13 protein-coding genes and 1 tRNA gene are annotated in these 17,594 nt (G+C 60.7%); 9 read left to right on the forward strand and 5 right to left on the reverse strand.

Annotated features, from left to right (window positions below; translation table 11 throughout):
- Positions 1-134 precede the first annotated feature (134 nt).
- Positions 135-1,946 (forward strand): radical SAM protein, encoded by a 1,812-nt coding sequence (locus tag JJ917_17320; protein MBO6700591.1) that lies wholly within the window; start codon positions 135-137, stop codon positions 1,944-1,946.
- A gap of 572 nt (positions 1,947-2,518) precedes the next feature.
- Here the strand turns inward: JJ917_17320 and JJ917_17325 are convergent.
- From JJ917_17325 to JJ917_17340, 4 genes are all read right to left on the reverse strand, one after another.
- A complete protein-coding gene (locus JJ917_17325) occupies positions 2,519-3,688 on the reverse strand; it encodes a beta-lactamase family protein (protein MBO6700592.1) in 1,170 nt (389 codons plus the stop codon).
- Positions 3,685-4,512 carry a CPBP family intramembrane metalloprotease gene (locus tag JJ917_17330; GenBank protein MBO6700593.1) on the reverse strand — a complete coding sequence of 276 codons (828 nt, stop codon included), beginning with the start codon at positions 4,510-4,512 and terminating at the stop codon, positions 3,685-3,687. Before JJ917_17330 ends, JJ917_17325 begins: the two co-directional genes overlap by 4 nt.
- Before the next feature lie 131 nt (positions 4,513-4,643).
- Positions 4,644-5,381 carry a tRNA pseudouridine(38-40) synthase TruA gene (gene truA / locus JJ917_17335; protein ID MBO6700594.1) on the reverse strand — a complete coding sequence of 246 codons (738 nt, stop codon included), beginning with the start codon at positions 5,379-5,381 and terminating at the stop codon, positions 4,644-4,646.
- Positions 5,382-5,492: 111 nt separating this feature from the next.
- Positions 5,493-6,419 (reverse strand): methionyl-tRNA formyltransferase, encoded by a 927-nt coding sequence (locus JJ917_17340; GenBank protein MBO6700595.1) that lies wholly within the window; start codon positions 6,417-6,419, stop codon positions 5,493-5,495.
- 110 nt (positions 6,420-6,529) lie between these two features.
- On the opposite strand from JJ917_17340, the gene JJ917_17345 reads away from it, so the two are divergent.
- Positions 6,530-8,938: a phenylalanine--tRNA ligase subunit beta gene (locus JJ917_17345; protein ID MBO6700596.1), complete on the forward strand. Its 2,409-nt coding sequence runs from the start codon at positions 6,530-6,532 to the stop codon at positions 8,936-8,938.
- A 125-nt stretch (positions 8,939-9,063) separates the two neighbouring features.
- Positions 9,064-9,153, forward strand: a tRNA-Ser gene (locus JJ917_17350).
- An 83-nt stretch (positions 9,154-9,236) separates the two neighbouring features.
- Here the strand turns inward: JJ917_17350 and JJ917_17355 are convergent.
- Positions 9,237-10,343 carry an NADH:flavin oxidoreductase/NADH oxidase gene (locus JJ917_17355; GenBank protein ID MBO6700597.1) on the reverse strand — a complete coding sequence of 369 codons (1,107 nt, stop codon included), beginning with the start codon at positions 10,341-10,343 and terminating at the stop codon, positions 9,237-9,239.
- A gap of 382 nt (positions 10,344-10,725) precedes the next feature.
- Between JJ917_17355 and JJ917_17360 the strand changes: the two genes are divergently transcribed.
- The 6 genes from JJ917_17360 to JJ917_17385 all read left to right on the forward strand — a co-directional run bounded on the left by JJ917_17360 (position 10,726) and on the right by JJ917_17385 (position 17,516).
- The gene (locus JJ917_17360; GenBank protein MBO6700598.1) at positions 10,726-12,339 is read left to right on the forward strand and encodes an ABC transporter substrate-binding protein; all 1,614 of its coding nucleotides are present in this window, start codon (positions 10,726-10,728) and stop codon (positions 12,337-12,339) included.
- A gap of 174 nt (positions 12,340-12,513) precedes the next feature.
- Positions 12,514-13,491: an ABC transporter permease gene (locus JJ917_17365; GenBank protein ID MBO6700599.1), complete on the forward strand. Its 978-nt coding sequence runs from the start codon at positions 12,514-12,516 to the stop codon at positions 13,489-13,491.
- Positions 13,488-14,372, forward strand: a complete 885-nt coding sequence (locus JJ917_17370; GenBank protein MBO6700600.1) for an ABC transporter permease — start codon at positions 13,488-13,490, stop codon at positions 14,370-14,372. Before JJ917_17365 ends, JJ917_17370 begins: the two co-directional genes overlap by 4 nt.
- Positions 14,369-15,379 (forward strand): ABC transporter ATP-binding protein, encoded by a 1,011-nt coding sequence (locus JJ917_17375; GenBank protein MBO6700601.1) that lies wholly within the window; start codon positions 14,369-14,371, stop codon positions 15,377-15,379. Before JJ917_17370 ends, JJ917_17375 begins: the two co-directional genes overlap by 4 nt.
- The gene (locus JJ917_17380) at positions 15,376-16,392 is read left to right on the forward strand and encodes an ATP-binding cassette domain-containing protein (GenBank protein MBO6700602.1); all 1,017 of its coding nucleotides are present in this window, start codon (positions 15,376-15,378) and stop codon (positions 16,390-16,392) included. The genes JJ917_17375 and JJ917_17380 overlap by 4 nt, the downstream gene beginning before the upstream one ends.
- Complete coding sequence (locus tag JJ917_17385) at positions 16,368-17,516, forward strand: aminopeptidase P family protein (protein MBO6700603.1); 1,149 nt, start codon at positions 16,368-16,370, stop codon at positions 17,514-17,516. Before JJ917_17380 ends, JJ917_17385 begins: the two co-directional genes overlap by 25 nt.
- The last annotated feature ends 78 nt before the right edge of the window (positions 17,517-17,594 follow it).

Genomic DNA, 17,594 nt, shown 5'->3' on the forward strand with positions numbered 1-17,594 from the left:
CACCAGAGGCGACACAACCAGGGCGATTGTGCCTAAACGCATTAGACGTTACGTTAACTCATCCCTCCAGCCTAAGACTATGCAGAATGACCGGGTAGGTCGCAGACATCAAACGTACTGGGAGTGAACGTGATATGGATGCATTTGCAGAGCCAACGCGTGAAACCTTTCACTTGGTTATGATCAAGCCGACGCACTACGATGATGACGGCTACCCGATCCAATGGCTCACTTCTGCCATACCTTCCAACACCTTAGCGGTCCTCAACGGTCTGGCCTACGATAGCCGCGAGCGGCAAGTCCTTGGTCCCAATGTCGACATCGTCCTGCATGCCATTGACGAGACCAACTCTCGCATTCGCCGGAAGAAGATCATTCAGCAGATCAAGCGGGACGGCGGAAAGGCGCTCATCGCCCTGGTTGGCGTGCAGTCCAATCAGTTCCCGCGTGCCGTCGACATCGCCCAAACCTTTCTCGATGCCGGCCTTCAGGTGTGCATCGGCGGGTTCCACGTCTCCGGCTGCATCGCCATGCTGAAGGAGATGCCTGAGGATTTGGTCGATGCCCAAGCGCGCGGCATCTCGTTCTTCGCGGGTGAAGCCGAAGATGGCCGCCTGGATCAGGTTCTCATCGACGCTTACAACGGCGAACTCAAGCCGCTCTACAACTACATGTCCGATCTTCCCGGCATGGAGGACCAGCCGACGCCGTTCCTGCCAGCTGAGCATCTCAAACACACCGCCGGTTCGCAATCGAGCGTCGATCTCGGCCGTGGTTGCCCCTATCAATGCTCGTTCTGCACCATCATCAACGTTCAGGGGCGCAAGAGCCGCTATCGCTCGCCGGACGATATGGAAAAGATGCTGCGGGCCAACTATGCCCAGGGCATCAACCGGTTCTTCATCACCGACGACAATTTCGCGCGCAACCGCGAGTGGGAAGCGATGTTCGACCGCATGATCGAACTGCGCGAGCGCGAAAAGATGAGCATGAAGTTCGTCATCCAGGTGGACACGCTTTGTCACAAGATCCCGAACTTCATTGAGAAGGCGGCGCGCGCCGGCGTGAAGCGTGTCTTCATTGGCCTGGAAAACGTCAACATCGACAATTTGGCTGCCGCCCAAAAGGGCCAGAACAAGATCACCGAATATCGTGAAATGCTGCAGATGTGGAAAGCGCACGGCATCACGACCTATGCAGGCTACATTCTCGGCTTCCCCAACGACACACCGGAATCGCTGATGAAGGATATCGAAATCCTTCAGAACGAGCTGGCGCTGGACCTGATTGAGTTCAATATTCTCACCCCGCTTCCGGGCTCGGCGGACCACAAGAAACTGTCCGAAGACGGGGTTTGGATGGACCCCGACATGAACAAGTACGACCTCAATCACTGGGTCATGAAGCACCCCAACATGTCGTACGATCAGTTCATGGAAGCCTATGAAGCGATGTGGGACCGCTACTATTCGGTGGAGCATATCGAGACGATCATGCGCCGCGCCATCGCCACGGGCATGAGCGCCGGCAACATCATGTTCCTGTGTCTGTGGTTCTATCTCAACTTCAAGGTGGAGCGCGTGCACCCGGTGGATGGCGGCTACTTCCGGCTGAAATTTCGCACCGAGCGTCGGTCCGGCATGCCGATCGAGAATCCGCTTGTCTTCTATCCGAAATACGCCTGGCAGGTCGTCGCCAAGCACGCCAGCGTCGTGCCGCTACTTATCCGGCTTGCGCGCGTGCGCGCCAAGATCAAGAAAGATCCTGATCGGCGAGCGTACTCCGATCTGGCGTTGGCGCCGGTCACGGCTGAAGAGAGCGAAGAACTGGCCATGTTCACCGATGCGCGTGGCAGCGCCGATGAGGTGAAACGTTTGGCACGCCAAAACGCGGTAATCGCCAAGGCCAAAGAAAAGGCCGACATGCCGGTTCAAGCTGCCGAGTAGGACAGAAACGACAGATTGGATGGCCAATCTTGCCACGCGGCCTCAGCGGCCAAGCGGTCGTTCCGAAAAGCTGGAGCATCACCGAACAAGCGGTGGGGCCGCGAGCCCGGAGCGGGCCGCGGTGAAGCCATTGGAAACGGGGTGCCGTGAAGCATCGCCGTATCTGAGTTAAGTGTTCGATGCCGCATGGCACCCCGTGCGAAGCGTTTTTTGGCCTATCGAACAAACGCTCTGGGTGCCAAGCTGTGGTTCCACCCATGAACGGCGCACCAAGAAAGCAGATTTTCGCCTGTCTTCCTGACGCCGCGCCTACCTGCACTGACAGGCCAACGCTTATTCGGTTCTGCCCCCATGACGCGGTTGGTCGTGACCCCAACCGACAACGATGGGCGCTTCGCCCCTCCACCGGCACGGGCACGACCCCAAGCTTCCCTAGGTAGTGATGGAAGGTGAGATAATGATGGGGGAGGAAAGAGGGGCGGGGATAAGACACGCGGTTGTTCCGCAGGAACAGAGCAAAAGGGAAGGCGGTTGTTCCGCAGCGTATGGAGCAGGAATGGGAAAGGTTGTGCTCAGTTAATGCGCTGTTCGGCGAGGACAGCAAGGGCTTCTTCTAGTGCTGGCACAAGGTCTGTGCTGTCGTCCACGATGCCAACATCGGTGTTGATTTGAAACGCGATGGTCACGTCGAGATCAGCATAGTGGCGCAAGCTAGAAGCATAGCCCGGCACCCACCCACCATGTCCGTAAACGTTGCCCCTTGGCGTATCATTGTAGATGGCTACACCTGCGCCATAGAGGACATTCGGGGGACCGCGTGAAATTTCGAAACCATCGAGAAGGCGCTCGAGATAAGGTGTTGCCATGGCTCGGCCACCAAACAGTGCATGGCCCCAAATCGCCAGATCGCGCGAGGTCGAAACAAGCCCTCCACCTGTCCATTCCACAGCCGGATCCCAAAGTAGGCGTCCGTTATCATCCATTGTACGCACGGGTAGGCCAAAGGCATTGGTCTGCGCCGTGTAACCCGCCACAAGGGCGGGCAACGCCCTCCGGTTGGAAGGCGCCGTTTCTGTAAGTGCGAGTGGCACGATAAAGTGCTCGGACACCAAATCGTAATAGCTGCGAGCGGACACCTGCTCGATGATCAACCCAAGCAGAAGGTACCCGGTGTCTGAGTAGGCCCAACCAGCGCCTGACGGGAAGAGCGGGTCGGTGTCGAGGACAAAGATGATTGCTTCTTCTGGGGTTGGCGCACCCTGACCGGTCGCAACATTTTTGGCCATCTGGGCGGCAAATGCATCGGTGTGGACATGATCTGGGAGTCCAGAACTGTGGCGCAAAAGGTTGTGGATCGTCATCGTGTCGTGGTTCGGTAAGCGCGCGAACCAATCCCTGTCACCGAGATGATCGATCACCGGAGCATCGCGCTCCAGCACGCCAATTGATTCAAGCGCCAACACAGTTGCTGCAACGAAGCTTTTGCCGATGCTCGCGGCCAGCATCCGCGAAGCGGGCGTCATGGGCAGGCCGGTTTCACGATCAGCCACTCCTGTGGCCACACTGTCCACACGGCCATCGGGCCACGCGATGGCCGCCGTTGCGCCAGGAAATCCGTAGTCGCTTTGAAAATGGTCGAGCAATGCCTGTATTTGGGCCTGCTGGTCATCAGCCAATGCGTGTGTCCAAGCCAAAAAGACGGCAAAGGCCAAACTCAACGACCGCATAGCGACGCGGCTCATGGCTGATCCGGCTCTTTGTCTGGAATCACGCAGGTCACCGCGCCCGTTCGGCTAAACATGGTCTTACGGTTCCACCAGACGACCACAACAGCGACAGCGACGAGTAGCCACGTGTCCCAGGGCTGCGCATCTGGCCAGAATGGATTGATGAGCTGCCAATGGTAAAGCATTGGCCAAAGCAGGCTGCCGCGCGAAGCGTTAAAGAGCGGCGTTACCAACACCGCCAAGGTGATATTGCCGATGAAAAACGGCCAGAAATCCCAGCCGCCAAACACCGTGCCTGCCAAATAGAACGCTGGAAGGTGCCAAAAGCCCCAGACAGCCCCGATGATAACCCCAGCCCAGATCGGCGCCACCAATCGTTGAAGCAGTGGTTGCGCCACACCTCGCCAGCCGAATTCCTCGATGGGTCCAAGAAAGAGCATCATCATCATGATGGCGACCATCGCTCCAGCGCCTTCAGGAGGAAATGGCGCAAGCAAGGGCCCACCCTTGATCAAAGACCCGGCGATGAAGACCAGCGGCAATCCAAGCAGGACGAACGCGACCCAAGCTGGGGAAACCCGCCACAGCAAAAGGCGTGACAGGAAGCTCTTGATCCCCATAGTGCCGCCAAACCACGCAACCAGCGCGAAAGCTGCGATGGCTGGTGCCCACGTCGCCAGAAAGAACAGAGGATGAGACCCGCTGATCGCGCCAAACCATGCCTCGGCCTGTTCGGGCCGCAGGATGTAGAGCCCGATCACGCCCCAGGTTATGGCGAACGTCATCACCGCGAAGATTGGCAGGGCAAGGATCGGCAGCCGATGGCTTTTGGCCGGCATGGGGACGCTCCGTTGCATGGGCAAACCGTCTTAGCCCTTTATCATTGTCTCGGGCAAAAACCGGCTGATGCGGATAAAGTCGCCCGAGCGTATCTGGGGGCCATCATTCACGCCATGAAGCACCGGCGGCCTCAGTACTCCACCTTCGTGAACACCAATCCATGCGCGGGAGCCACAGGGGCGCAGGCATGGCGGTCGCGGGCCTCGAGCATCGCCTGAACCTCATCAGGGGTCAGTCTGCCCTCTCCGGCCTGCTTCAACGCGCCTACCAGGGAGCGCACTTGGTTGTGCAGGAACGAGCGGGCGGCGGCATCGATAAACACGTGCTCGCCCTCGCGCGTCACGTCGAGCCTATCCAGCGTGCGCATCGGGCTGTTCGCCTGGCACTGCACCGAGCGAAAGGTCGTAAAATCATGATGGCCGATCAGCCGGTCAGCCGCCGCCTGCATCGCGCTTTCATCCAACGGCTTGGCAACGCCCCACACTTGGCCGCGCTCCAGCACCGGCTGCGGGCGGCGATTGAGGATCGTGTAGCAATAGTGGCGCTTGGTGGCTGAAAAGCGCGCATCAAAGCTTTCGTCGACCTGTTCGACGGTCAGCACGCCGACCAATTCCCGGCGGATGTGGGCGTTCATCGCGTCGCGCACCGTGTCGGTGGGCCAGTCTTTCGCCAGATCAACGTGCACCACCTGACCGGTAGCGTGGACGCCCGTGTCGGTCCGCCCGGCGGCTTTCAGCGTGACCTCTTCACCGGCAAACGCCAAGACGGCTGCTTCCAACACGCCTTGAACTGTCGGCGGGCCATCCTGGCGTTGGAACCCCGCATAAGGGCCGCCATCATACTCAATGGTGAGCTTATAGCGCGGCATTCAAAGGTTCTTCTTTTGCTCTGGGCGTTCGCCCAACCGCGTGAGAAAGCCGGCATAGGGGCCGCCGTCATATTCAACGGTGAGCTTGTAACGGTGCATGAATTGTCCGCCCTAAGCGAGCTGATCGCCAGGTATCAATCCTGATCCATTGAGGAACGCGGTCATGTCCATGGGCTGCTTGCCGGCCCGCTGCACCTCAACCAGCTTCACCGCGCCCTGTCCGCACGCAATCTTGTGATCATCCAGCAAGGTACCGGGCGCGCCGGAGCCTTCGGCAGGCTCGACGCGCAGCACCTTCAACCGCTCGCGTTTGCCATTGGCTTCAAACTGCGTCCAGGCGCCTGGAAAGGGCGAAAGCCCATGAATATGCCGCAGCACATGGAAGGCCGAACGCGACCAATCGATCTTCGCCTCGGCCTTGTCGATCTTGGCGGCGTAGGTGGCACCGTCCTCATCCTGCTCGGTGAGTTGCAACGATCCGCGCGACAGCGCCGCCATGGCCCGGCCCATTAGATCGGCGCCAAGTCGCGCCAGCCGGTCGTGCACGTCCTGCGCCGTCATGGTGTCGGTGATGGTGAGCCGTTCGGCCATTGCGACCGGGCCGGTGTCGAGGCCCTTGGCCATCTTCATCACCATCACGCCGGTTTCTTCGTCGCCCTCCATGATCGCCCGGTTAATCGGCGCCGCGCCACGCCATCGTGGCAGCAGCGAGGCGTGCAGATTGTAGCAGCCATGGTCCGGTGCTTCCAAAACAGCCTTCGGCAGGATCATGCCGTAGGCAACCACCACCGCGGCGTCGGCACCAAGTTCGGCGAAGCGCGCCTTCTCCTCCTCGCTTTTCAGACTGCCCGGATGAAAAACCGGGATGCCCAAGGAATCGGCCTGCTCATGCACCGGCGAACGGCGCAGCTCCATCCCCCGACCGGCCGGTGCTGGCGCGCGGGTGTAGCAGGCGATGATCTCATGGCCCTGGCCAACCAGTTCCAGCAAGGTTGGAACGGCAAAATCGGGCGTTCCCATAAAGACAAGTCTCAACATGGGCGGTGGTGTAGCTCATGGTGCGGGCTGGGCCAATCCTTGCAAGCAAACCCATTCCGTGCGATCTGCCGACCCAACAGTTTTTCCTGCATTGCGGACCTGCCAAACCCATGAAGTTCACTCTTTCCTGGCTCAAGGATCACCTTGAGACCGACGCTGATCTTGCCACGATTGTCGACACGCTCACCCGCATCGGCCTTGAGGTCGAAGAGGTGGATGACCGCACGCTTTACGCGCCGTTTGTGATCGCCAAGGTGGTGAGCGCCAAGCAGCACCCCGATGCGGATCGGCTGCGCGTGCTGGAGGTGGACACTGGGTCCGGCGACCCGGTGCAGGTGGTTTGCGGTGCGCCGAACGCGCGCGAGGGACTGACTGGTGTGTTCGCCCCTCCTGGCGCCTATGTCCCCGGCATCGATCTGACACTTCAGGTCGGCAAAATTCGCGGTGTGGAATCGCGCGGCATGATGCTGTCGGAGCGTGAGCTTGAGCTTTCCGATGAGCATGATGGCATTATCGATCTGAGCGCCGATGTCGCTGTCGGAACGCCCTATGCAACGTTTGCTGAGCTCGACGATCCGGTGATCGAAATCGGCCTGACGCCAAATCGCCCCGATTGCACCGGCGTTTATGGGATCGCCCGCGACCTGGCCGCCGCCGGTGTCGGCAAGCTGAAGGATGGCATGGTGCCCGTCATCGCCGGCGACGGTCCTTGCCCGGTGTCTGTGACACTGGATTTCAAGGGCGAGAGCCTCTGCCCCACCTTCGCTTTGCGTCTGGTGCGCGGGATCAAGAACGGCCCCTCGCCGCTTTGGATGCAGAAGCGTCTGAAAGCCATTGGCCTGCGTCCCATCAACACACTGGTGGACATCACCAATTACATCACCTTCGATCGCGGCCGCCCGCTGCACGTTTTCGATGCCGCGAAGGTGAAGGGTAACCTCACCGTGCGCGAAGCCAAGGATGGCGAAAGCTTCCTGGCGCTCGACGGCAAGGACTACACGCTCGATAGCAGCATGTGCGTGATCGCTGACGAGAATGGCGTGGAGTCGCTGTCCGGGATCATGGGCGGCGAGGATTCGGGTTGCGATGAAAACACCACCGACGTCCTTATCGAGTCGGCGCTTTGGGTGCCCGACAACATCGCCTCGACGGGTCGCAAGCTCGGAATCCTCACCGATGCGCGGTATCGCTTTGAGCGCGGCGTCGATCCAGCCTTCAACGAGCAGGGCTTGGATCTGGCCACGCAAATGGTTGTCGATCTGTGTGGTGGCACACCGACCGAAAAGACCGTCGCCGGCGCGATCCCCGAGGTCGACAAGATCATCGATTTTCCCGTTGCTGAGGTGAAACGCCTCTCCGGTCTGGATGTGCCAAGCCACGAGGTGAAGGCCATCATGAAGCTACTTGGCTTCTGGGCCGCCGGCACCGGCGATGAGCTGAAAGTGGCCGTGCCGAGCTGGCGCCCTGACATCGAAGGCAAGGCCGATCTGGTGGAAGAAGTCATGCGCATCGAAGGCGTTGATCGTGTGCCGGTGACACCCTCGATCGGTCGCCAGACGGTGATCCAGCCTGTGCTCACCGACATTCAGAAAAAGACCCGCCGCGCGAAGCGTCTGCTGGCCGCGCGTGGGCTGATGGAGGCGGTGACCTGGTCGTTCGTGCGCCAGGACGATGCGGAGCATTTCGGCGGCGGCCAGCCCGCTGTTCAGCTGGCCAATCCGATCTCCACCGACATGAGCACCATGCGTCCGAGCCTCTTGCCCGGCCTATTGCGCAATGTTCAGGCCAATGTCGACCGTGGCACGCGCGATGTCGCGCTGTTCGAGGTCGGCCAGGTTTTTGCCGGCGACGCGCCGGAAGACCAGACCATCGCAGCCTGCGGCGTGCGGCGCGGCACGGCGGTGATGGCCGGTCAGGGTCGGCATTGGGTGGGCGATTTTCCCGCTGTCTCGGCGTTCAACGCCAAAGCCGACGCCTTGTCGCTACTCGACGATTTGGGTTTGGATGCATCCACGCTGCAGATCGATGCCGGCGCCCCGGATTGGTACCATCCAGGCCAATCGGGCACGATCCGGCGCGGCAAGCAAGTGTTCGGCCATTTCGGCACCTTGCATCCACGTCTCTTGAAAGCGATGGACATCGAAGGCCCCGCGGTCGGATTTGAGATCACGCTGGATGCGATCCCAGCGCCAAAGCGCAAGACAACCCGCACCAAGCCGCCGCTGACATTGCATGATCTCATGCCCGTGCGACGTGATTTCGCCTTCGTGGTGGATGTCGAGACCACAGCCGACAAGGTGCTGCGCGCGGCCAAGGGTGCCGACAAAGGCCTGATCAGCGACGTTTCGCTGTTTGATGTTTATGCCGGCGATCGGATCGAGGCTGGCAAGAAGTCGCTGGCCATTGAGGTCACGCTGCAGCCGCGCGAGCGCACCATGACCGACGAAGAAATTGATGCGGTCTCAGCCAAGATCGTCGGCGCCGTTGAGAAGGCCGCGGGTGCGGTCTTGCGGGCCTGATCGAACAGTTTTTTGCGGCATGCGTGGCGATGGTCTTGCATGCCGCAAACAGCCGCGCTAACCACGCGCATTCTGGGCGTAGCGCGCCCGGGCAAAGGTTTTTGCTCCCCTAGTTGGAAGCAAACGGACAGATGGCCGAGTGGTCGAAGGCGCACGCCTGGAAAGTGTGTAGGCGGGTAACCGTCTCGAGGGTTCGAATCCCTCTCTGTCCGCCATTTTTTGTTAGCTCGTCAAATAGCTTTTTTGCTTTTTCGAGCTACCTGCCTTTGCATATGGGACTCCGCGTTCTCACCCGAACCTAGCTCGAGATCCTCAAATAGAAGGCGTAGAGCTGCGGTAGAACGGAAGCTGGGTCTTCCAGACCAAGCTCACGCGCGGCGCGGTAGGGCCAGTTGGGGTCGCGCAGGAATTCGCGCGCCATGGCGACAAGGTCGGCCCGCCCTTCGGCCACGATCGCATTGGCGTGCGTCGGCTCCGTGATCGCCCCGACAGCCATGGTCGGCAGCCCGGTCTCGTGCCGGATCCGGTCAGCATAGGGCACCTGGAAGCCAGGTTTAGGCTTTTGCGCCGCTAGCCGCTGGCCGCTGGGAAGGCCGCCGCCCGAACAGTCCATCAGATCGACGCCCACCGTTTTCAGTTCCGCCGCCAACACGACCGTGTCATCCAGCGTGAGCGCGCCGCCTTCGCCATCAACACAAGACGCGCGGTAGAGAACAGGTGTTCCGTCCGGCACCGCGGCGCGCACAGCGCGTGCCACCTCGATGGGCAGCCGCATGCGGCCCGCAAGGTCGCCGCCATAAGCATCGTTTCTGCGGTTGGACCAGGGTGACATGAAGCTGTGCAAAAGGTAGCCGTGCGCACCGTGGATCTCGATACCGTCGAACCCGGCCGCAAGGGCGCGCCGCGCTGCTGCGGCAAACGCCTCAACAAGGGCTGGGATTTCATCAACCTCAAGCGCCCGAGGAACGTGCCAGCCTTCGCGCGCTGGGATAGCTGAGGGGGCGACGGTCTGCCAGGGTGTTTCGTCCGAGCCTTCATCCAGAGGACCGGCGCCATCCCAGGGGCGCTTGGTCGATGCTTTGGCACCAGCATGCCCAAGTTGAAGAAAGACCGGGATGCTCTGGCGGCGGTAGAGCGCGGTCACGCGCGCCCAAGCTGCCACCTGATCATCGCGATAGATACCTGTGCAGCCCGGGCTGATCCGTCCCTCGGGCGTGACGCCGGTCGACTCGGCGATTGCTCCGCCAAGACCAGAAGCCGCGTAGCGACCATGATGAGCAACGTGCCAGTCGTTCGGTGCGCCCTCATCGGCCTGATACTGGCACATCGGCGCCAGCACGATGCGGTTCGCGAAGGTCACACCGCGAAGGCTGAACGGGGTGAAAAGTGGCGGCAGGACGCTCATGCGAACACCCCACAGCAGTGGTGATGGCCAATCTCGGTCGCCAAGGCCAGCCTGTTTCGCCGGGGCATCACCGCACTGGGACTGGACGCCGGGCTCAGAATTGCGTCAAAATGACGCATATCACATCGCCACAGATCGACACCCGGGTCATCGCTCAAGGTGTTCGTATTTCGAACAAAAGTTGGTATAACGAACAAACTGCGTCCTTTCCTGAACTGGCCGTCAACTGATGCCTGCCCTCAGGGATCGCGAGAAACCCATAGACAAGACCTGCTTGGCGTGACTAAAATTTTTTTAACTTGGGTAAAATTTTTTCACAACAACCCAAGTTCGTGCCCCGGTGGTGACGCTGTGTCGACCTGTGGCAACAAGGAGGATAGTCATGAAACATTGGAGGTCGCGGCTCGCTGCCGCCGTCCTGATCGCCGCTTCGCCCACTATGGCGCTGGCGGAAGACGTGCTGACCATTGGTGTGCGGTCCGAAGCCGCCAGCATGGACCCGCACTGGACCCAACTCTCGGGCGACACCCAGGTTCAGGAACACATTTTTGAGCGACTGGTCGGCCTGTCCTCGACCTCGCAGCCAATCCCCGGTCTGGCGGTTTCCTGGGAGCCGATCGATGAGACCACCTGGGAGTTCAGGCTGCGCGAAGGTGTCAAATGGCACGACGGCGAGGACTTCACCGCCGAGGATGTGGTGTTCTCCTTTGATCGTCTGCGTGCTGGGGTGTCTGGCGCTCCGGCCTCTCCCGCCTTCCAGCTTGAGAAGGGCGGAAAACAGTGGGAAATGATCGACGATTACACGATCCGCTTCACGACTGACGGCCCCTATCCGACGATGGCCGAAGATCTGGCAATGCTGCCAATCATCGCCGAGCACGCCGCGTCCGGGGCTGAACCCTCGGTTGATTTCAATAGCGGCGAAGCTGCCATTGGCACCGGACCTTACATGTTTAGCGAATACTCGCCCGGCAGCCAGATCGTCGTGACCAGGTTCGACGACTATTGGGGCGGGGAACCACACTGGGATCGCGTCGTCTTCCGCCCGGTGGGGCAGGATTCGGCCCGTCTGGCAGCGCTGCTGAACGGCGATGTCGACATGATCAACTATCCGCCGACTGTCGATTTACCGCAACTGGAAGCCGACCCGGACTTCACTGTTTCGAGCATCGCGTCTGACCGGCTTATCTACATCTTGCCCGGCAACAAGCATGTTGAGCCCTTCATCACCGATGCCAATGGCGAGGTGATGGTGCCCAACCCGCTGCGCGATTGGCGGGTACGCCGCGCGCTCAGCCTTGCGATCAACCGCGAAGCGATCCGTGATCGGATCATGGGCGGTGCCTCGCTGCCGACCAGGAACATCGTGCCACCGGGCTTCTTCGGCTATGTCGACGAACTGGAAGCAGACCCCTACGACCCTGAACAGGCGCAGGCCCTGCTGGCGGAAGCTGGCTATGGCGACGGTTTCAACGTCACGCTGCACGGCCCCAACGATCGCTACATCAACGATGCGCGCATCCTGGAAGCTGTGGCGCAGATGTGGTCGCGGGTGGGGATCACCACCGAAGTCGATGCGATGCCGCGGAACGTCTTCTTTTCCCGCCTGATCCGCGGCGATGAGCTGTCAATGCCGGGCTTCGACGTGCCTGAATTCTCGCTGGCTTTGACCGGTTGGGGCACCGTGGCGGGCGAGGCTACCTACACGGTCAGCGGCACGCTGGAGACCTACAACGCCGCAACCGGCGGAGGAAATGGCAATTTCGGACGCTACTCGAACGCCGAGGTCGATGCGCGGTCGGTGTTGGCCAAGCGTACCATCGACAATGACGAACGTCGTGCAATCCTGGAAGAGGCGATCACTGTGGGCATGGACGACTACGCCTACATTCCGATCCACTTCCAGGTGAACCAGTGGGCGATGCGATCGGACTTGGTGCATGATCCACGGACCAACGAGCGCACCCGCGCCATGGATGTGAGACGGGCCGAGTAGGGCCTGACATCTCGACAAAAACCCCCGTCCGGCTAGTGCCGGGCGGGGCACACCACGTGCACGCGCAAACACAACAAACGATGCAGACCCAAAGGCTTGTGACGTCGTTTGGTTCTGCAGATGGCATTTGTCTCAGATTCTTAGCCTGTTCCAAGACAAACGGATCCTCGCGACATGACTGACTTCATCGTCCGGCGCCTTTTGCAAGCTCTGCTGGTTCTGGCCGTGATGACGGTGTTGGTGTTCTTCGGCGTGAACGTGATCGGCAACCCGGTCTACATCTTTGCCTCATCGGAATGTGATCAGGCCTGTCTGGATGCGATCATCGAGGATCTCGGCCTCGATCTTCCGATTTGGGAACAATACCTGGTGTTCATCGGCAACTTGCTGGAGGGCGATCTGGGCAACTCCTTCACCTTTGGCGTACCGGCCATGTCACTGATCCTGGAGCGTTTGCCAGCCACTCTGGAGCTCGCCTTCTGCGCGCTTGTGATCGCCCTTCTTATCGGATTGCCGCTTGGCGTGATTGCGGGTTTGCGACCAAACGCCCTGTCATCGAAGATCATCATGGGGTTTTCGATGCTGGCCTTTTCGGTGCCAGTCTTTTGGATCGGGCTCATTATGATCATCGTCTTTTCCGTGACGCTGGGCTGGATGCCGGCGGTTGGGCGCGGCGACACGGTCAATGTATTGGGCGTTGATCTCAGCCTTTTCACGATTGACGGACTGCACCATCTGGTGATGCCGGCCGTTACCTTGTCGCTGATCATGATGGCCATGGTCATACGCCTGACACGCGCTGGCATGCGCGAGGTTCTGTTTGCCGACTACATCAAGTTCGCCCGCGCCAACGGAATTCGCGAAAGCCGCATCCTCAATTTGCACGTGATGCGCAACATCCTGATCCCCATCGTGACCGTCTTGGGAATGGAGTTTGGCGGCGTAATCGCCTTTGCGGTGGTCGTTGAATCGATCTTCTCCTGGCCGGGTGTGGGCAAGATGCTGATTGACGCGATCGCCGTGCTCGATCGGCCGCTGATCGTGGCCTACCTCCTCTTCGTCGTGGTCATGTTCGTGATGCTGAATCTGATCATCGACATTCTCTATTCCTTGCTGGACCCGCGCGTTCGGTTGGGAGGGAATGCGACATGAGCGGGGCGGCACTAACGGGTCCGACCCCGGGCATTTGGCGAGTCTTCTTGCGCTCGCCGACGGCCGTAGCGGCGCTGATCGTCTTTTCTGGGTTCTGCGCAATCGCGCTTCTTGCGCCTTGGATCACCTGGCAGAACCCCTATGACCTGGCGCAGGTCGACATCATGGATTCGCTCCTGCCTCCGGGGTCGGAAAGCTGGACCGGCGCGCCCTACTACCTTGGGACCGACGGGCAGGGCCGCGACATGCTCTCGGCAATGATTTACGGCATCCGCATCTCTTTGCTGGTGGGTGTCACGTCCGGCCTCATCGCGCTGTTTATCGGAACGATTGTCGGACTGGTGGCAGCCTATCGCGGCGGTTGGGTCGATACCGTGCTGATGCGGATCGTTGATCTGCAACTGAGCTTTCCAACCATACTCGTGGCTTTGATCCTGGTGGTGATCCTGGGGCGCGGCGTCGACAAGATCATCATCGCGCTGGTGGTGGTGCAATGGGCCTATTTCGCTCGCACTGTGCGCGGCGTGGCGTTGGTGGAAAGCGCGCGTGAATATGTCGATGCCGCCCGAGGACTGAAACTTGGGCACCTGCGCATCCTTTTCCTGCACATCCTGCCCAATTGCCTGCCGACGATGCTGGTGGTTGCGACGATGCAGATGGCTGCGGCGATCTCGCTGGAGGCGACGCTGAGCTTTCTCGGTCTCGGCCTGCCGCCGACGCGGCCATCACTGGGACTGCTGATCGCCAATGGTTTCGACTACCTGCAATCAGGGCGCTACTGGATCAGCGTGCTGCCCGGTCTTGTGCTTCTGTCCATCATTGTCAGCGCCAATGTCCTGGGTGACAGGCTGCGCGATACGCTGAACCCGCATCTGTCATGACCGCGTCCCCCGTGCCCTCCCCCTCGGTTCTCGATATTGAGAACCTGAACACTTCCTTCATGCTCCCGACCGGTGAGTTGAAGGTTTTGCGCGATCTGAGTTTTTCCGTTGCGCGTGGCGAAATCCTTGGCCTGGTCGGCGAGTCTGGATCAGGCAAGTCGATCACCGGCTTTTCAATCAACGGTTTGCTCAGCCCGCCGGGACGCGTCGTGTCGGGTTCGATCCGCCTGAATGGGACAGAGATCACCGGCTTGCCGCAGGCCGAAATGCGCAAGCTGCGCGGGGCGAAGATCGCCATGGTGTTCCAGGATCCCATGATGACGCTGAACCCAGTGTTGAAGATCCGCGTGCAGATGAGCGACGCGCTTCGTGCCCATGCGCGGCTGGGGCGCGGCGAGATTCGCGCCAGAAGCCTTGCGGCATTGGAAGAGGTCGGCATCCCCTCCCCTGAAGAGCGGCTCGATGCCTATCCGCATCAGCTCTCCGGCGGCATGCGTCAGCGTGTGGCTATCGCAATCGCGATGCTCCACGAACCTGACCTGATCATCATGGATGAGCCGACCACGGCGCTCGACGTCACCATTCAGGGGCAAATCCTGGCGTTGGTGCAGCGCCTCTGCCGGGATCGAGGCACGGCACTGATCTGGATCACCCACGACTTGGCCGTGGTGGCGGGGATCGCCGACCGCCTCATGGTGATGTACGCCGGGCGCATCGTCGAAGAAGGCCCCGTCGATGCTGTCCTGGATACGCCAGCGCATCCCTATACGCGTGGGCTCATCGACAGCGTGCCGACAAGGGGCATGCGCGGCAAGCGTCTGGCACAAATCCCCGGGCGCATGCCAGCGCTTACTGACTTACCGGAAGGTTGCGCCTTTCAACCCCGCTGCCCGCGCGCGTCTGACGCCTGCATTACACCGCCTGCCATTCAGGCCTTGTCGCCAGATCGCAACGTGCGCTGCGTCCACCCCTTATCCGAAGCGTCCACGGCGAGGGCTTCGGCATGAGCGCTCCCATCTTGAAAGTCAGCAATGTCTCTCGGCGCTTCGGTGGGAAAGGCGACATCGTGGCGCGGCTGCTGGCGCGCCTTGGTTTGATCCGGCCGAAGCCGGTCGTAACAGCCGTCGATGATGTGTCCTTCACGCTTGAACGCGGTCGCGTGCTTGGCGTGGTTGGTGAATCCGGTTGCGGAAAATCGACGCTCGGGCGCATGATCGCTGGCCTGTTGCCGCCGTCCGAAGGCGAGATCACACTGGATCTTGGGGATGGCGAGCATCGCGCAATGCCGATGCAGATGATCTTTCAAGATCCGTTTTCGTCCCTCAATCCCCGTAAGCGCGTGCGCGAATTGGTCGGCGAGGCCCCGCGTGTGCATCGAATCGTCGCGCCGGGCGAGCTGCAAAGCTACGTCGAGCAGCTGATGGAGCGCTGCGGCATTGATCCGTCGGTCCGCGATCGTTATGCGCACCAGTTCTCCGGCGGTCAGCGCCAGCGCATCGGCATCGCGCGCGCCTTGGCGGTCGAGCCTGAAATCCTGGTCGCCGACGAAGCGGTCAGCGCGCTCGACGTGTCGGTTCAGGCGCAGATCATCAATCTGTTCCTGGACCTGCGCGACGAATTTGGGCTGACCTACGTTTTCATCTCACACGATCTGGGCGTGATCGAGCATATCGCCGATACGATCCTCGTGATGTATCTCGGCCGCGTGGTGGAGCATGGGCCTGCCGAAGAGGTGTTTGCCCGGCCACTGCATCCCTATACGCGCGCTTTAATGGACGGCGTCCCACGCCTTGACCGGCGCCGGGTCACCTATGAGCCCATCAAGGGCGACATCCCCTCGCCCATCAAACCGCCGTCGGGTTGCCACTTCCATCCCCGCTGCCCCTTTGCTCAGCCGCAATGCCGGGAAGAGCGCCCCGAAACCCGTCAGGTGGAGGGCCGCCAGGTCGCGTGCCACTTGGCTGAAGACATCAATGACAAAAAGGAGCCATCTGCATGGCAAGCTACGCCGAGCGCCTGACCCGATTCCAAAACGGCCTGACCGATCAGGCCGATCTTGTGTTCTTCCCGATCGGAACCGATCTGGATTATCTGACAGGCCTCCACCGGGATATCCCCAACTACGGTCGCAATCTGCATCCTGGCATGTGGCTTGAAGGCGCCTGGATTGCTCCAGGCAAGGATCCTATCCTGACGCTGCCACGGATGACGGTTGAGTTCGGCGCACCCGACGGGCTCGATGCGCTGGACGTCCGTGTTCTGGGCGACTGGGATGATCCGGCGCAATTGGTGGCCGGAATACTCAGCGAGTTGGGCGTAGGCGAGACGCCACGCATCGCCGTCAGCGATGATGCCGAGGCCGAAACCCTGATCGAGCTGCAACACCTGCGCCCAGGCGTGCGCTTCCTGTCCGGAACCGACCTTCTCCGGCCGCAGCGGGTGATCAAGGATGCCGACGAGATCGAGAAGTTGCGGCGCGCCGGCGCCATCACCGAGGCGGCGTTTGCCGCCACAGTGAAGCAGATGAAGATCGGCATGACCGAATTGGACGTGCTGTCGGAAATCGATCACCAGATGAAGGCTCATGGCTCATTGGGTCCGTCCTTCACCACGTCGATGTATAACACCGGCCCCAACATCTCGCTGGAGTTCGGCAACAAACTCAAATCCTGGCCGCGCAAGCTGGAAGCGCCAACGAGCGTGCTGTTTGACTTCGGCGCTGTGCTCGATGGCATGTGCTACGACTTTGGCCGGACCGCCTGCATGGGCGAACCATCAGCAGAACAGATCAAGGTGCACAGGCTGATCATGGAGAGCCAGGCGGCCGGTATCGCAGCCCTCAAAGCCGGTGCGATCACCTGTGAGGAAGTGGACAAGGCGGCGCGCGATGTGTTGGAGGATGCAGGCTATGGCGAGGCGTTCCGCCACCGCCTCGGCCACGCGATCGGCTGGGATGTCCATGAACCGCCTTTCCTCACCAATGGCGACACAACGCTGGTCGAGGAAGGAATGATCTTCACCATTGAGCCGTCGATCTTCCGCGATGGCGGCATGAGTGCTCGCGTCGAGGATTGTGTCGTAGCACGTCCCGATGGCGGGGAGGCACTGACTCGCGGCTTTCAAGAGTTGATCGTGATCGCCTAATGACGCGGACCAGTGATCGGCGGTGAGAGCTTCTGGGCCAGGGGTGAGCTATGGCAACGCCTGGCCCGGCCGTACGAT

This window comes from Hyphomicrobiales bacterium (assembly GCA_017642935.1).
Taxonomy (GTDB): domain Bacteria; phylum Pseudomonadota; class Alphaproteobacteria; order Rhizobiales; family MH13; genus MH13.

Excerpts from the sequence above, each read along its gene's own strand:
- JJ917_17340 (MBO6700595.1), bottom strand. The coding sequence starts at position 6,419 with ATGTTGAGACTTGTCTTTATGGGAACGCCCGATTTTGCCGTTCCAACC.
- JJ917_17320 (MBO6700591.1), top strand. The coding sequence starts at position 135 with ATGGATGCATTTGCAGAGCCAACGCGTGAAACCTTTCACTTGGTTATG.
- JJ917_17325 (MBO6700592.1), bottom strand. The coding sequence starts at position 3,688 with ATGAGCCGCGTCGCTATGCGGTCGTTGAGTTTGGCCTTTGCCGTCTTT.
- JJ917_17345 (MBO6700596.1), top strand. The coding sequence starts at position 6,530 with ATGAAGTTCACTCTTTCCTGGCTCAAGGATCACCTTGAGACCGACGCT.
- JJ917_17370 (MBO6700600.1), top strand. The coding sequence starts at position 13,488 with ATGAGCGGGGCGGCACTAACGGGTCCGACCCCGGGCATTTGGCGAGTC.
- JJ917_17355 (MBO6700597.1), bottom strand. The coding sequence starts at position 10,343 with ATGAGCGTCCTGCCGCCACTTTTCACCCCGTTCAGCCTTCGCGGTGTG.
- JJ917_17375 (MBO6700601.1), top strand. The coding sequence starts at position 14,369 with ATGACCGCGTCCCCCGTGCCCTCCCCCTCGGTTCTCGATATTGAGAAC.
- JJ917_17330 (MBO6700593.1), bottom strand. The coding sequence starts at position 4,512 with ATGCCGGCCAAAAGCCATCGGCTGCCGATCCTTGCCCTGCCAATCTTC.
- JJ917_17380 (MBO6700602.1), top strand. The coding sequence starts at position 15,376 with ATGAGCGCTCCCATCTTGAAAGTCAGCAATGTCTCTCGGCGCTTCGGT.
- JJ917_17365 (MBO6700599.1), top strand. The coding sequence starts at position 12,514 with ATGACTGACTTCATCGTCCGGCGCCTTTTGCAAGCTCTGCTGGTTCTG.
- JJ917_17385 (MBO6700603.1), top strand. The coding sequence starts at position 16,368 with ATGGCAAGCTACGCCGAGCGCCTGACCCGATTCCAAAACGGCCTGACC.
- JJ917_17360 (MBO6700598.1), top strand. The coding sequence starts at position 10,726 with ATGAAACATTGGAGGTCGCGGCTCGCTGCCGCCGTCCTGATCGCCGCT.
- truA (MBO6700594.1), bottom strand. The coding sequence starts at position 5,381 with ATGCCGCGCTATAAGCTCACCATTGAGTATGATGGCGGCCCTTATGCG.